Annotated in this window: 14 protein-coding genes; 12 read left to right on the forward strand and 2 right to left on the reverse strand. The window is 69.8% G+C overall.

From position 1 onward, the window contains the following. Window positions 1–8: 8 nt before the first annotated feature. The 12 genes from lepB to gtfA all read left to right on the forward strand — a co-directional run bounded on the left by lepB (window position 9) and on the right by gtfA (window position 12,707). Entirely contained in the window at window positions 9–974 is a 966-nt protein-coding gene (gene lepB, locus VJ693_RS09480) for a signal peptidase I (RefSeq protein ID WP_324153559.1), read from the forward strand. Window positions 975–1,060: 86 nt separating this feature from the next. After that, the gene (locus tag VJ693_RS09485; protein WP_324153561.1) at window positions 1,061–1,393 is read left to right on the forward strand and encodes a DUF4845 domain-containing protein; all 333 of its coding nucleotides are present in this window, start codon (window positions 1,061–1,063) and stop codon (window positions 1,391–1,393) included. A 39-nt stretch (window positions 1,394–1,432) separates the two neighbouring features. Further along, window positions 1,433–2,125 carry a ribonuclease III gene (rnc, locus tag VJ693_RS09490; protein WP_324153563.1) on the forward strand — a complete coding sequence of 231 codons (693 nt, stop codon included), beginning with the start codon at window positions 1,433–1,435 and terminating at the stop codon, window positions 2,123–2,125. A 49-nt stretch (window positions 2,126–2,174) separates the two neighbouring features. After that, on the forward strand, window positions 2,175–3,113 hold the full coding sequence (era, locus tag VJ693_RS09495) for a GTPase Era (protein WP_324153565.1): 939 nt from the start codon (window positions 2,175–2,177) through the stop codon (window positions 3,111–3,113). Window positions 3,114–3,128: 15 nt separating this feature from the next. After that, window positions 3,129–3,929, forward strand: a complete 801-nt coding sequence (recO, locus tag VJ693_RS09500) for a DNA repair protein RecO (RefSeq protein WP_324153567.1) — start codon at window positions 3,129–3,131, stop codon at window positions 3,927–3,929. Beyond that, window positions 3,926–4,720: a pyridoxine 5'-phosphate synthase gene (locus VJ693_RS09505; RefSeq protein WP_324153568.1), complete on the forward strand. Its 795-nt coding sequence runs from the start codon at window positions 3,926–3,928 to the stop codon at window positions 4,718–4,720. Before recO ends, VJ693_RS09505 begins: the two co-directional genes overlap by 4 nt. Then, a complete protein-coding gene (gene acpS / locus VJ693_RS09510) occupies window positions 4,717–5,115 on the forward strand; it encodes a holo-ACP synthase (protein WP_324153570.1) in 399 nt (132 codons plus the stop codon). Before VJ693_RS09505 ends, acpS begins: the two co-directional genes overlap by 4 nt. Next, the gene (gene nagZ / locus VJ693_RS09515; RefSeq protein ID WP_324153572.1) at window positions 5,112–6,176 is read left to right on the forward strand and encodes a beta-N-acetylhexosaminidase; all 1,065 of its coding nucleotides are present in this window, start codon (window positions 5,112–5,114) and stop codon (window positions 6,174–6,176) included. Before acpS ends, nagZ begins: the two co-directional genes overlap by 4 nt. A 12-nt stretch (window positions 6,177–6,188) precedes the next feature. Further along, entirely contained in the window at window positions 6,189–7,247 is a 1,059-nt protein-coding gene (locus VJ693_RS09520; protein ID WP_324153573.1) for a LacI family DNA-binding transcriptional regulator, read from the forward strand. 245 nt (window positions 7,248–7,492) lie between these two features. Then, window positions 7,493–9,901, forward strand: coding sequence for a TonB-dependent receptor domain-containing protein (locus VJ693_RS09525; protein ID WP_324153575.1), 2,409 nt, complete (start codon window positions 7,493–7,495; stop codon window positions 9,899–9,901). A gap of 5 nt (window positions 9,902–9,906) precedes the next feature. After that, window positions 9,907–11,214 carry an MFS transporter gene (locus tag VJ693_RS09530; RefSeq protein ID WP_324153577.1) on the forward strand — a complete coding sequence of 436 codons (1,308 nt, stop codon included), beginning with the start codon at window positions 9,907–9,909 and terminating at the stop codon, window positions 11,212–11,214. Then, entirely contained in the window at window positions 11,211–12,707 is a 1,497-nt protein-coding gene (gene gtfA, locus VJ693_RS09535) for a sucrose phosphorylase (protein ID WP_324153579.1), read from the forward strand. The genes VJ693_RS09530 and gtfA overlap by 4 nt, the downstream gene beginning before the upstream one ends. A 68-nt stretch (window positions 12,708–12,775) precedes the next feature. On the opposite strand, the gene VJ693_RS09540 is transcribed toward gtfA, so the two are convergent. Both VJ693_RS09540 and VJ693_RS09545 read right to left on the reverse strand, forming a co-directional pair. After that, window positions 12,776–13,999, reverse strand: a complete 1,224-nt coding sequence (locus tag VJ693_RS09540) for an ROK family transcriptional regulator (RefSeq protein WP_324153581.1) — start codon at window positions 13,997–13,999, stop codon at window positions 12,776–12,778. Next, window positions 13,996–14,503: ATP-binding cassette domain-containing protein (locus tag VJ693_RS09545; RefSeq protein WP_324153583.1), on the reverse strand; the 508-nt coding region annotated here is incomplete at its 5' end. The genes VJ693_RS09545 and VJ693_RS09540, both read right to left, overlap by 4 nt.

Raw genomic sequence — 14,503 nt, forward strand, 5'->3', positions numbered from 1 at the left:
AAGCACCCATGCAATACCTCACCGCCGCCCTGTACGGCGCCCTGATCGTCTACCTCGGCGGCTGGTACATGGACAAATGGGTGGGCAACTTCTCGTTGCTGCTGTTCCTTCTCTCGCTCGTGACCTTCTTCTACTGGCTGGCCGAGCGCTTCCACTTCCGGCCGCAGCGCGAGGCGGCTGCCCAGAATCTCGAGCGGCAGGACGCAGCACGCCGCGCCGAACTCGCCAGCAAGGGCATCACCCAGGTCGACGGCAACCTCGACGAGGCGCGCGGCCGGCTGCTCATGCAGCCCTGGTGGCTCGATTGGACCGCGGGGCTGTTCCCCGTGATCATCGTCGTCTTCCTGCTGCGCTCGTTCCTGTTCGAGCCGTTCAAGATCCCCTCGGGTTCGATGATCCCGACGCTCGAGGTGGGTGACCTCATCCTGGTCAACAAATTCCATTACGGCATCCGCCTGCCGGTGCTGAACACCAAGCTCATCCCCAACAACGTCCCCCAACGCGGCGACGTGATCGTCTTCCACTACCCGGTGGATCCGCGCATCGACTACATCAAGCGGGTCGTCGCGCTGCCGGGCGACGAGGTCAGCTACAGCAACCACCAGCTCAAGCTCAACGGCCAACCCGTTCCCCACACGCCCCTGGGCGACGGCTATGACGACGACCGAATGCGCTACATGGATCTGCTGGGCGAGAAGCTCGGCGACGTGGAGCACCGCATCCAGCACGAGAAGGGGCCGGGCCAGCCCTTCCACCCCATCACCGTGTTCCCGCACCGCGAGGCATGCAGCTACAGCGCCGAGGGGGTGACCTGCAAGGTGCCGCCCGGCTACTACTTCGTGATGGGCGACAACCGTGACAATTCCCAGGATTCGCGTTACTGGGGCTTCGTGCCCGACGAGAATCTGGTCGGCCGGGCCTTCTTCATCTGGATGAATTTCGGTAACCTCGGCCGGATCGGCTCGTTCCACTGACCCGCCTTTCACCTCGAGGAGTGCCCCGCGCCATGAGTCTTGTGTCATCGAAAGCACCCGCAACCAGGCAGCGTGGGCTGAGCCTGATGGGCCTGCTGTTCTGGGCCATCATCGTCGCCTTCGGTGCCTTGCTGCTGATCCGCGTGTACCCGTCGGTGCAGGAGTTCCTCACGACGCGCCAGGCGGTCGACCGCGTGGTGCGCAGCGACCCGCGGCCGGGCTCGGTGCCCGAGATCCGCCGCGCCTTCGACAAGCAGCGCCAAATCGAATACACGAACTCGATGATCACCGGCAATGACCTGGAGATCGAGGCCGTCGCCGACGGCTTTCGCGTCAGCTTCGCCTACGACAAGGAAGTGGAAATCGCCGACCCGGTGTTCCTGCTGATCAAGTACCGGCACACTGCCAGCACCCGCTGAACTCGACGGGCCGCGCCGCCGCGGCCTGGCCACCCCACCATGGATCCCCGCCACGAAGCGCTGCAACAGCGCCTGGGCCATCAATTTCGCCGCCCCGACCTGCTGCTGCGCGCACTCACCCACCGCAGCTTTGGCGCGGAGCACAACGAACGGCTCGAGTTTCTCGGGGACGCGGTGCTGAACCTGGCGGTCTCGCGCCTGCTGTTCGACCGCTTCGGTGGCTCGGACGAAGGTGACCTGACGCGCGTGCGCGCGCACCTCGTGCGCGAGGACAGCCTGCACCGGTTGGCCCTGGCACTGCGCCTGTCCGAGGTGCTGCGCCTGTCCGAGGGCGAGGCCCGCGGCGGCGGGGCGCAGCGGCCATCGATCCTCGCCGACGCGATGGAGGCCGTGATCGGTGCGGTCTACCTTGACGGCGGCGCCGACGCCGCTCATGCACTGGTCGGCCGCCTGTTCGGCGAGATCATCGCCAGCGCCGGGGTCGAGAGCTGGCGCAAGGACGCCAAGACGGAGCTGCAGGAATGGCTGCAGGCGCGCAAGCTGGCCGTGCCCAGCTACCGCATCGTCGCCACCCGCGGCCAGGCCCACGCCCAGACCTTCGAGGTCGAAGCCAGCGTGCCGGCGCTGGAGCGCAGCGCGCGCGGCGAAGGCAAGTCGCGCCGCGCGGCCGAGCAGGAGGCGGCGCAGGCGCTGCTCGACCAGTTGCTGCGCGCTGAAGGCGAACGCGGCTGATGTCGCGCTTGCGCCGCCGCTGGCCACGCCGCTGCGGGACAATCACCCCGTGCAACCCACCTCATCCCCTCCCGCCGAGCTGCCCCAGCCGGCCCAGCGCTGCGGCCTGATCGCGATCGTCGGCCGGCCCAACGTCGGCAAGTCGACGTTGATGAACGCCCTGGTCGGCCAGAAGATCAGCATCACCTCGAACAAGGCCCAGACCACGCGCCACCGCATCACCGGCGTGCGTACGGTCGGCGAGGCGCAGTTCGTGTTCGTCGACACGCCGGGCTTCCAGACCCGCCACGCCGCGGCGCTGAACCGTTCGCTGAACCGGGCGGTGGTCGGCACCTTGAGCGACGTGGATGTCGTGCTCTTCCTGGTCGAGGCGGGCCGCTTCGGTATCGACGACGCCAAGGTGCTCGCCCTGTTGCAGGGCGAGGGCCTGAAGCACAAGCCGGTCGTGCTGGTGGCCAACAAGCTCGATACGATCCACCGCCGCGCCGACCTGTTGCCCTGGCTCAAGAGCATGCAGGACCGGCACAACTTCGCCGAGTACGTGCCGATGTCGGCCCACAAGGCAGCCGACGTGGACCGCCTGTTCGAGATCCTCAAGCCCTACCTGCCCGAGCAGCCCTGGTACTACGACCAGGACATGCTGACCGACCGCAGCGAGAAGTTCCTCGCCAGCGAGATCATTCGCGAGAAGCTGTTCCGCCTGACCGGCGACGAGCTGCCCTACACCTCCACCGTCATCATCGACAAGTGGGAAGAAGAGGAGGGTGGGCTGAAACGCCGCATCAGCGCCTCGATCGTCGTCGAGCGCGACGCCCACAAGGGCATGATCATCGGCGAGAAGGGCGAGCGCCTGAAGCGCATTGGCAGCGAGGCGCGGCAGGAGATGGAGCGCCTGATGGAGGCCAAGGTCTTCCTCGAGCTGTGGGTCAAGGTGCGCTCCGGCTGGGCCGACAGCGAAGAGCACCTGCGCAGCTACGGCTACGAGTAGGGCGCGCCGACCCCGATGGCCCGCGCCGCCCCGGCCAGCGCAGCCTATGTGCTGCACCGCTACGACTGGAGCGAGACCAGCCTGATCCTCGACCTGTTCACGCGCGACCAGGGCCGGCTCACCGTCGTGGCCAAGGGCGCGAAGCGGCCGTATTCGCAGCTGCGCCCCGCGCTGCTGCCGTTCCAGCGCCTGAACGTGTCGGTCAGCCGACCGGCGCGCGACGAAACCGCCGAGATCGTGACGCTGCGCGGCGCCGAGTGGGCCGGCGGCGGGCCGATGCTGTCCGGCGCGGCGCTGTTCTCGGGCTTCTACCTCAACGAGCTGCTGATGAAGCTCGTCGCCCGCAACGACCCGCACCCGCTGCTGTTCGACGCCTACGCCGCCACGATGCCCGCGCTGGCCGCCGGCAACGACACGTTGACGCAGGCCGCCTTGCGTGCGTTCGAGCTCGTGCTGCTGCGCGAAATCGGCCTGCTGCCGCAACTCGACTGCTTCACCGCCACGCTGCAGCCGGTCCAGGCCGGGGAGCGCTGCTGGCTGCGGCCCGAGACGGGGGTCGTGCTGGCGGCCCCGGGCGAGCCGGCGCTCGATGGCGCCATGCTGCAGCGCCTGCAGGCGGCGCTCGACCGCGGCGCGATGGCCGACCTGCAGGCCGCTTGTGCCGACGGCCTGGCGCCGCTGAAGGCCGCGCTGCGCACCCTGCTTCACTATCATCTGGGCACTTCGCGGCTGCGCACGCGCGAGGTGATGATCGACGCGCAGCAACTCGTCGAGTCGCCCGCCCAGCCCAGGAACGCCGGCCCGGACACCCCATGAACCCACTCGTCGCCCCCGAATCCGGCCAGCACGGCAGTGCCGGCCGCACCGCGTTGTCGGTCAACCTGAACAAGGTCGCGCTGCTGCGCAATACCCGCCACCTCGGCATACCGAGCGTCACGCGCGCGGCCACGCTGGTGCTCGAAGCCGGTGCCGATGGCATCACCGTGCACCCACGGCCGGACGAGCGCCACATCCGCGCGCACGACGTGCACGACGTGGCCGCGCTGCTCAAGGCCTGGCCCGGCGCCGAGTACAACATCGAGGGCAACCCGCTGCACAACCTGATGGATTTCGTGCGCGCGGTGCGGCCGCACCAGGCGACCTTCGTGCCCGACACAGTGGGCCAGTTCACCTCCGACCACGGCTGGAACCTGCCGGCGGACGCGGACGTGCTGCGCCCGCTGATCGACGAGTGCCATGCGCTCGGCGTTCGGGTGAGCTTGTTCATGGATCCGGAGCCGGCCGCGATGGCCCACGCCCGCGCGGTCGGCGCCGACCGGGTCGAGCTCTACACCGAGAGTTATGCGAGCGCCTTTGGCACGCCGCAGGAAGCTGAGTTGCGCGCGCGTTTTGCCGCGGCGGCCCGTGCGGCGCTGGCCGCCGGCCTGGGCGTCAACGCTGGCCACGACCTGAACCGCGACAACCTGCCGTCCTTCCTGCGCGAGGTGCCGGGCATCAGCGAGGTGTCGATCGGCCACGCGCTGATCGCCGATGCGCTGGAGATGGGCTACACGGAGACGATCCGTGCCTACCAGAAGGCCATTCGATCGGCGGGCCACCCGGCATGATCTATGGCACCGGCACCGACGTCTGCGACCTGCGCCGCATCGCGGCCACACTCGCACGGCGTGGCGATCGTTTTGCCGAGAAGGTGCTGGGGCCGGACGAGCTGAAGGTCTTCGCCTACCGGCGCTCGAAGGTCGAGACGCGTGGCCTGGCCTACCTCGGCACGCGCTTTTCGTGCAAGGAGGCCTTCTCCAAGGCCATCGGCCTGGGCCTGCACATGCCGATGAGCTGGCGCGCCTGCGAGATCCTCAACCGCCCGAGCGGCCAGCCCTACATCCGCCTGCATGGCGAGCTCGCGGACTGGTTCGCCGCGCGCCGCTTGCGCGCCCACGTGACCCTGAGCGACGAGAGCGACTATGCGGTCAGTTTCGTCGTCGTCGAACAAGACCCTGCATGACCCTCCACGCTCCGATCATCCTGGACACCGCCGGCCCGGCGCTCGATGCGAACGATCGCCGCCGCCTGGCCCACCCGCTGACCGGCGGCCTGATCCTGTTCGCGCGCCATTTCGAAAGCCGTGCGCAGCTCACCGGGCTGATCGCCGAAGCCAAGTCCATTCGGCCCGACCTGCTGGTCTGCGTGGACCACGAAGGCGGCCGCGTGCAGCGTTTCAAGACCGATGGCTTCACCCACCTGCCGACCATGCGCGCCTTCGGCGAGCTGTGGATGCGCGATGCGATGCGCGCCACCGCCGCCGCGTCGGCCGCGGGGTACGTGCTGGCCAGCGAGCTGCGCGCCTGCGGTGTCGACTTCAGCTTCACGCCAGTGGTCGACCTGGACCATGGCCGCAGTGCCGTGATTGGCGACCGGGCCTTTCATCGTGATGCCCGCGTCGTGACGCTGCTGGCCAAGAGCCTGATGCACGGCCTGCTGCTGGCCGGCATGGCCAACTGCGGCAAGCACTTTCCGGGGCACGGTTACGCGCAGGCCGACAGCCACGTGGCGGCGCCGGTCGACCAGCGATCGCGCCGTGCGATCCTGGCCGACGATGCCCAACCCTATGCCTGGCTGGGAGGCACGCTGTCCAGCGTGATGCCGGCCCACATCACCTACCCGAAGGTCGATGCGCGGCCCGCCGGCTTCTCGCACGTCTGGCTGCAGGAGATCCTGCGCGGCGAGCTCGGCTTCACCGGGGCGATCTTCAGCGACGACCTCAGCATGGAAGGCGCCCGCGTGATCGACGGCCGGGCGGTCAGCCCCAGCGCCGCGGCGATCGAGGCGCTGCACGCCGGCTGCGACCTCGTGCTGCTGTGCAACCAGAGCAAGGTCGACGGCGGCGCGCCGGTCGACGCACTGCTCGACGAACTCACCGACGCGCAGGGCCGTGGCCGCTGGCGGCCCGACGCCGCCAGCGAAGCGCGCCGCGTCGCGCTGCTGCCGCAGACGGACCCGCTGCCGTGGGACGAGCTGATGCACGCACCGGCCTACCAGCACGCGCTGGAGCGGCTGGCCTTCTGACGCGAACCGCCGATGCCCGCCCAGACCGCCGCCGAGCGCCGCCGCCTGCAGATGGCCGACATCGCCCGGCTGGCGGGCGTGTCGGTCTCCACCGTCTCGCGTGCGCTCAACGGCAGCACGCTGGTCAACGAGGAGACACGCCAGCGCATCGGCGAGCTGGCGCGCTCGCTGAACTACACGATCAACGAGAGCGCGAAGAACCTGCGCCTGCAGCGCAACCAGACCATCGCGGTCGTCGTGCCCTACGACACGCATGCGCGCCAGCACATCTCCGACCCGTTCTTCCTCTCGATGGTCGGCAGCCTGGCCGATGCCCTGACCGACCGCGGCTACGACATGCTGCTGTCGCGTGTCGATGCCGAGGCGCTGGATTCGGTCTCGGCCCTGTACGACGCGGGCCGCGCGACCGGCATCGTGCTGATCGGCCAGTGGCGCCACCACGACCAGCTCAACGCGCTGGCGGCGCGCGGCGTGCCGGTGGTCGTCTGGGGTGGCCAGTTGCCGCAGCAGCTGTACTGCACCGTCGGCGGCGACAACCTTCTCGGCGGCCGCCTGGCCACCCGGCACCTGATCTCGCAAGGGCGACGGCGCATCCTGTTCCTCGGCGATGCGCAGCTGCCCGAGGTGGCGCTGCGGCTGGCCGGGCACCGCCAGGCGCTCGAGGAGGCGGGCATCGCCTTCGATGAATCGCGGGTGTGCACGGTGCCGTTCGAGGAGGAGGGGGCCGAACGCGCGATTGCCGAACGGGTGGTGGCGGAGCGGGTGCTGGCGCAGCCGCCTTCCTTCGATGCGATCTTCGCCTGCAGCGACCTGATCGCGATCCTCGCGATGCGCGCGCTGCGCTCGGCCAGCCGGCGCGTGCCCGAGGACGTCGCGGTGGTCGGCTACGACAACATCACGCTGGCGGCCTACGCCGACCCGCCGCTGACCACGATCCACCAGCCGGTGGCGGAGGCGGGGGTCGAGCTCGTCGATGCGCTGACGCGCCTGATGGCCGGCGAGCCTCAGCCGCCGCGCGTGCTGCCGGTCAGGCTCGTCGTGCGGGACAGCAGCGGCGCTCGATCGGGTTGAGCACGTCGATCGATTGCCGATCGATTGCATTGACCTATTTCTTGGCTTGTCCTTAGAGGCTTAACAAGCCTAGTAAGCTGGTGTTTTCCCGATATTGCAATCGATTGCAAAGATGTCGACACTGCGGTCCGTCCCGACGACGCGGGGCTGGCCGGCAGGCCGGCGCGCGCCGCGGGCAGGAGACATGCTGCGCGGCCGGCCAGGCGTCGACGCGCAGCGCCACGCCAACCGACAGGAGCGCCCGCATGAACGCCCGCACAACGCTTCGCTTGCCTGCCCGCAAGCGCGACCACCAATCCGCCGCCGCCGGCACGTCCTTGCCCGCACGCCGCCCGGTTGCCTGGGCCGCCGTGCTCGCGCTGCTGCCGGCCGCATCGGCCTGGGCCCAATCGACCGATGCACCGGCGCCCGCCGCTGCTCCCGCACCCGCGGCCGAGGCGGCCCCGCCGCCCGCCGCCGCGCCGGACGCCGGCCTGAGCCTCGAACGCATCGTCGTCACCGGCGCCACCACGGCGCGCACGAAGATGAAGCAAAGCGTCTCGGTCAGCACGGTCGGCGCCGAGCAGGTGCAGAACTCCACGGCCTCCAGCGCGGTGGAAGTGCTGCGCGCCGTGCCCGGCCTGCGCGCCGAATCGTCCGGCGGCGAGGGCAACGCCAACCTCGGCGTGCGTGGCCTGCCCATGTCCGATGGCGGCGGCCGCTACGTGCAGCTGCAGGAAGACGGCCTGCCGGTGCTGCTGGTCGGCGACGTGTCCTTCGCCACCGCCGACCAGTTCGTGCGCGCCGACTACACGCTCGATTCGATCGACGTGGTGCGCGGCGGCTCGACCTCCACGCTGTCGACCAACGCGCCCGGCGCGATCGTCAACTTCATCGGCAAGGCCCGCAAGGCCAACGGCGGCGCGATCGGCATGAGCCTGGGGCTCGATCACCACCAGCAGCGCCTGGACTTCGAATACGGCGGCAAGCTGGGCGCCGGCCTGAGCTACCAGCTCGGCGGCTTCTACCGCATCGGCGACGGCACCCGCAACACCGATGTCACGGTGGAGAACGGCGGCCAGTTCCGCGCCAGCCTGACCAAGGAACTGGACGACAACGGCAGCTACGTGCGCGTCTCGCTCAAGCAACTCGACGACCGCACGCCGACCTACCTGCCGGTGCCCGTGCGGCTCGAGGGCAACTCGATCAAGACCATCCCGGGCATCGACCCGCGCGACGCCTTCTTCGTCAACCACCACTTCCCGACCGACGTGGTGGTGGGCCGCGATGGCCAGAGCGTCACCACCCGGCCGGGCGACGGCCTGGCGGTGAACGTCAGCGCCATCGGCATCGAGACGCAGCTCAAGCCCGGCGACGGCTGGACGGTGACCGACCGCTTCCGCAAGAGCGCGATCAGCGGCCGCTTCATCGGCGTGTTCCCCGCCGGCAGCCAGCCGAGCGACTACACCGGCGACACGCCGGTCTTCTCGGCGCACATCTTCAACACCTCGCTGGACGACATGGGCAACGTCTTCAACGACCTGCGCGTGCAGAAGGAGCTGAAGCTCGGCGAGCAGAGCCGGCTCACGCTGACCGGCGGCCTGTTCAGCGGCATCCAGAACATCGCCCAGACCTGGTACTGGAACCGCTACAACATCGGCCTGACTGGCGACGGCGCGGCGCTGTACGACAACGCGGGCAACGTGACGACCGAGCCGGTCGCAGACGCCACGACGACCTGGGGCGGCTGCTGCTTCCGCTCGATCGACGTCAAGCTCACCGCCGTCGCGCCCTACGCTGCGCTGACCTGGGACCAGGGTCCGCTGAGCCTGGACGCCAGCGTGCGCCAGGACCGCCAGCGCGGCACCGGCTCACAACGCTTCGGCGACGCGGCTGCCGGCGGCACATGGAATCCGGGCCGCACGACGGCCGTCGGCTACAAGACCGACGCCACCTCGTATTCGCTGGGCGGGAACTACGAGTTCGCGCGCAGCCTGGCCGGGTTCGCCCGCTACAGCCACGGCGTGTCGTGGAAGTCGCCCGATCGCGTGATCTGGGACACCGATGTCGCGACCGGCGCCCACCCCTATCCGGTCAACGAGGTCGACCAGTTCGAGCTGGGCGCGAAGTACCGCAACGGCGGCCTGAACGCCTTCGTCACGCTGTTCGACGCGCGCACCAAGGAAGGTGCCGGTTTCGAGGTGACCACGCAGACGATCAAGAACGACTCGTACGCCTCGCGCGGCCTGGAGGCCGAGCTGGCCTGGCGCTTCGGTGACTTCAAGGTCAGCGGCGGTGCGACCTGGACGCACGCCGAGATCGACTCCGGCGTCAACAAGGGCAATACACCGCGCCGGCAGGCCGACTGGGTCTACCAGCTGAGCCCGAGCTACAGCGTCGGCCCGCTGGAAGTGGGAGGCGCGATCATCGGCACCACGAAGAGCTACGCGCAGAACGACAACCAGGTCGTGCTGCCCGGCTTCGCGGTGGTCAACCTGTTCGCCAACTACGAGTTGGGCGAGCACGCCGTGCTGTCGCTGGGCGTCAACAACGTCTTCGACCAGCTCGGCTACACCGAGGCCGAGGGGCAGAACAACCTGGGCGACAACCCGCTGTACATCGCCCGCGCGGTGAACGGGCGCAGTGCGAAGCTCTCGGTGAAGTACACCTTCTGAACGCAATGAGCCAGCTTCCGCGCCTGAGTTTTGGTCAGATCCTGAACATGAATGTCGGCTTCCTCGGCATCCAGTTCAGCTTCGGCCTGCAGCAGGCCAACATGAGCCCGATCTACCGGATGCTCGGGGCGGACGAGGCGAGCCTGCCGCTGCTGTGGCTGGCCGGGCCGATGACCGGGCTGCTGGTGCAACCGGTCATCGGCGCGATGAGCGATCGCACCGTGTCGCGCTGGGGCCGGCGCACGCCGTACTTCCTGATCGGCGCCATCCTGTGCAGCCTGGGCCTGCTGGCGATGCCCTTCAGCCCCACGCTGTGGTTCGCCGCCGGGCTGCTGTGGATCCTCGACGCGGCCAACAACGTGACGATGGAGCCCTACCGCGCCTACGTCAGCGACCGCCTGCCGCGCGAGCAGCACGCGCAGGGCTTTCTCACCCAGAGTGCCTTCACCGGCCTGGCGCAGACCTTGGCCTACCTCACGCCCTCGCTGCTCGTCTGGTGGGGGCTGGACCGCGATGCCGTCGGCGAGAACCATATCCCGCTGGCCACGATGGCGGCCTTCGTGCTCGGGGCCGTGCTGTCGTTCACCACGGTGTACTGGTCGGTGCGGCGCGTGCCCGAGCTGCCGCTGCCGGCCGACGAACTGCGCGCGATCGCGGCCAAGCCGCGCGGCGCCGCCGCCACGCTGCGCGAGATCGTCGACGCGATGCGCGAGATGCCGCCGGCCATGCGGCGCCTGTGGTGGATGAAGCTGTTCCAGTGGTACGCGATGATGTGCTACTGGATCTACATCGTCCCGTCGCTGGCCAAGACGATGTTCGGCACCGCCGACGCGGCCTCGGCCGGGTTTCGCGAAGCCAGCCTGCTCAATGGCCAGATCGGCGGCTTCTACAACGCGGTGGCCTTCGTCGCGGCCTTCGCGCTCGTGCCCTTCACCCGCCGGTTCGGCGCGCACATCAGCCACGCCGCCTGCCTGGTGGCCGCCGGCATCGGCATGTGGGCGATCCCGGCGATCCACGACAAGGCGTGGCTGTTCGTGCCGATGCTGGGCGTCGGCCTGGCCTGGGCCAGCATCATGGGCAACCCCTACGTGCTGCTGGCCGGCTGCATCCCGCCCGAACGGGCGGGGGTCTACATGGGCATCTTCAACATGTTCATCGTGATCCCGATGCTGCTGCAGATGCTGACGCTGCCGCTGTACTACCAGGCCTGGCTCGGTGGCCAGCCCGACAACGTGATCCGCCTGGCCGGCGTGCTGCTCGTCGCTGCGGCGGTGTCGGTGCTGCGCGTGCCCGGTGCTGCCCGACGCTCATGAAGAACCAGGTCCAACTCATCACCTACGTCGACCGCTTCGGCGGCGGCGGCCTGCGCGAGCTGCGCGCCTTGCTGAACGGCCCGCTGCGCGGCGTGTTCGGCGGCGTGCACCTGCTGCCCTTCTTCCACAAGATCGACGGCGCCGATGCCGGCTTCGACCCGATCGATCACACGCAGGTCGATGCGCGCCTGGGCGACTGGGCCGATGTGCGCGCGCTCGCGGACGACGTCGACCTGATGGCCGACGTGATCGTCAACCACATGTCGACCGATTCGCCGCAGTTTCGCGACTGGGTCGAGCGCGGCGACGCATCGCCCTTCGCCGGGCTGTTCCTGACTTTCGATGCGGTGTTCCCGCAGGGCGCCACCGAGCGCGAGCTGCTGACGGTCTACCGCCCGCGGCCCGGCCTGCCGTTCACGACCGTGACGCTGCAGGGCGGCCAACGCAAGATCCTGTGGACGACCTTCACGCCGCAGCAGGCCGACATCGACGTGCGCCATCCGGCGGGCCGCGCCTACCTCGACGGCATCCTGCAGGCGCTGGCCGACGCGCACGTGCGCATGGTGCGGCTGGACGCCGTGGGCTACGCGATCAAGCAGGCCGGCACGAGCTGCTTCATGATGCCGCAGACCTTCGACTTCATCGCCGAGTTCGCGGCGATGGCCAAGGCGCGCGGCATCGAGGTGCTGGTCGAGATCCACTCGTACCACCAGCGCCAGATCGAGATCGCGAGGGCGGTCGACTGGGTCTACGACTTCGCGCTGCCGCCGCTGGTGCTGCACGCCTTCAACTTCCACACCGCCGAGCCGCTCAAGCGCTGGATCGGCATGCGGCCGAACAATGCGCTGACGGTGCTCGACACGCACGACGGCATCGGCATCATCGACATCGGCGCCGACGCGGCCGACCGCGCCGGCCACCCCGGCCTGGTGCCGGACGACGAGCTCGACCAGCTCGTCGAGCGCATCCACCAGGCCAGCCGCGGCCACAGCCGGCGCGCCACCGGCGCTGCCGCGTCCAACCTCGACCTGTACCAGGTCAACTGCAGCTTCTACGATGCGCTGGGCCGCGACGACCGTGCCTACCTGCTGGCGCGCGCGATCCAGTTCTTCCTGCCGGGCGTGCCGCAGGTCTACTACGTCGGCCTGCTGGCCGGCGAGAACGACATGGCCTTGCTCAGCCGCACGGGGGTCGGGCGCGACATCAACCGCAGCCACTACAGCCGCGGCGAGATCGCCGCGGCGCTGGAGCGGCCGGTGGTGCAGCGGCTGCTGGCGCTGATCCGCCTGCGCAACCAGCACCCGGCGTTCAATGGCCGCTTCGCGCTGCGCGAAAGCGGGCCGCACGCGCTGGCCATGGCCTGGACGGCCGGCGACGACGAAGTCACGCTGGAGGTGGACTTCCGCAACCTCGACCACCGCCTGTCCGGCCGCACGAACGGCCAGGCCTTTGTGTGGCGCTTCGACGATGGCTCGCTGAGCGTCACGCCGTGACGCTCAGCGCCTTGTCGCTGATGCTGCTCGCGCCCTGCATGCTGGCCGGGGGCGTGGGGGCCCAATCTTCAGCTGCCGTCGACCTTCAGGAATAGTTCGCGGTCGGGCGCGAAGCTGGCCTGCAGCGGCAGCCACGCCCCCCCCAGGGCGCGCGCGTCGGAACCGATGGTGCCTGGCCACAGCGCTGGCTGCGCCACCCCTTCCCAGGTGTAGCGCGGCATCGCGTCGCGGACGGCGGCCAGCAGCGCGTCCAGCAGGGCTCGAGCGAGGTTGCCGTCGAGGATCACGCCGTCCAGGTCGAGCAGGCAGGCCGCGCCGTGCACCGCCAGCGCGATCGCCGCGCCGGCCTCGCGCAGCCAGGCCTCGGTGTGCGGCCGCCAGGGCGCCTGCAGCGCGCGATCGTCGCTCGCGGCCTGCGGCTCCAGCCCGTGATCCCGGTAGCGCGACTCGAGCATCAACAACGAGGCCACGCTCAGCAGCTGCGGCGGCGCGGTGGTGGTACCGGCCGGCGCCAGGCCCAGCGGCAGCGAGCCCACGGCGCCCGCGTTGCCGTGCAGGCCGGCCCGCAGATGGCTGTCGAGCACCAGGCCGCCGCCGATGAAGGTGTCGACGAAGATGTACAGGAAGCTCTTGACGCTGCGGCCGCGCCCGGCGACCAGCTCGGCCACGCAGGCGGCCGCGGTGTCCTTCAACAGCTCCACCGGCTGCCCGGTGCGGCGCTCGACCTCGGCGCGCAGATCGATGCGGGCCCAGTCCTCGGCCAGTGTCGGCGAGAAGCCGAGCAGGCCCTGCCAGCCGCCCACCGACAGCGGAGCGGCGATGCCGATCCCCTGCAGCCGCGCGCGGCCAGCCTCGCCGAGGCCATGCGCCAACGCCTGCACCCGTTGGGCGATCTCGGCGACGACCGCCTCGGTCTCGGGAAAGTCGTAGGCCAGGCTCGAGCGCTCGCGCAGCTGCCCGGCGAAATCCACCAGCAGCACGTCCAGGCTGCGCCGGCCGACCTTGACGCCGATGGCGAAGGCACCGTCGGGGTCCAGCGCCAGCGGCACCGAGGGCTGGCCCACCTTGCCGCGCTGCGGCGTGCCCTTGCGCAGCAGCCCGTCGTCGATCAGCCGCTTGGTGATCAGCGAGACGGTCTGCGCCGTCAGGCCGGTCAGCCGCGCCAGCTCGGCGCCGGGCAGCGGCCCGTGCAGGCGAACGGCCTGCAGGATCACGCGCTCGTTGTACTGGCGCAGGCCGCCCTGGCTGGAGCCGCGCGGCTTGAGATGGGCGGGCGCGGTGCCGGCGTTCACGCCACGGCCTCGGCCAGGCACTCGCGCGGGATCTGCTCGGGCGGCAGCGCGCCGGTCATCACGGCCACGGTGTCGCTCATGCTGATCTTCTTCGGGTCGAGCACGGCGGCGCGCTTGCCCAGCCGGGCGACGTGGATGCGGTCGGCGATTTCGAAGACATGCGGCATGTTGTGCGAGATCAGGATCACCGACAGGCCTTTGTCGCGCACCCGGCGGATCAGCTCGAGCACCATGTTGCCTTCTTTCACGCCCAGCGCGGCGGTCGGCTCGTCGAGGAGGACGACCTTCGGCTCGCCGATCAACGAGCGGGCGATGGCGACTGACTGCCGCTGACCACCGGACAGGGCCGCGACCGGGATCCGCACACTCGGGATCCTCACCGACAGGGAACGAAGCAGCTCGTTGCCGCGCCGCTCCATGTCGATCTCGTCCAGCCAGCCGACCGCGCGGGCTGGACCGCCCGGCCGCTCCTCCCGACCGAGGAATAGGTTGTTGACCACGTCG

This window comes from Ideonella sp. (genome assembly GCF_035254525.1).
Classification (GTDB): Bacteria; Pseudomonadota; Gammaproteobacteria; order Burkholderiales; family Burkholderiaceae_C; genus Ideonella.

Coding starts and splice junctions, on each gene's coding strand:
- VJ693_RS09485 (WP_324153561.1), top strand. CDS start 1,061: ATGGGCCTGCTGTTCTGGGCCATCATCGTCGCCTTCGGTGCCTTGCTG.
- lepB (WP_324153559.1), top strand. CDS start 9: ATGCAATACCTCACCGCCGCCCTGTACGGCGCCCTGATCGTCTACCTC.
- acpS (WP_324153570.1), top strand. CDS start 4,717: ATGATCTATGGCACCGGCACCGACGTCTGCGACCTGCGCCGCATCGCG.
- VJ693_RS09505 (WP_324153568.1), top strand. CDS start 3,926: ATGAACCCACTCGTCGCCCCCGAATCCGGCCAGCACGGCAGTGCCGGC.
- VJ693_RS09520 (WP_324153573.1), top strand. CDS start 6,189: ATGCCCGCCCAGACCGCCGCCGAGCGCCGCCGCCTGCAGATGGCCGAC.
- recO (WP_324153567.1), top strand. CDS start 3,129: ATGGCCCGCGCCGCCCCGGCCAGCGCAGCCTATGTGCTGCACCGCTAC.
- rnc (WP_324153563.1), top strand. CDS start 1,433: ATGGATCCCCGCCACGAAGCGCTGCAACAGCGCCTGGGCCATCAATTT.
- VJ693_RS09530 (WP_324153577.1), top strand. CDS start 9,907: ATGAGCCAGCTTCCGCGCCTGAGTTTTGGTCAGATCCTGAACATGAAT.
- gtfA (WP_324153579.1), top strand. CDS start 11,211: ATGAAGAACCAGGTCCAACTCATCACCTACGTCGACCGCTTCGGCGGC.
- nagZ (WP_324153572.1), top strand. CDS start 5,112: ATGACCCTCCACGCTCCGATCATCCTGGACACCGCCGGCCCGGCGCTC.
- VJ693_RS09525 (WP_324153575.1), top strand. CDS start 7,493: ATGAACGCCCGCACAACGCTTCGCTTGCCTGCCCGCAAGCGCGACCAC.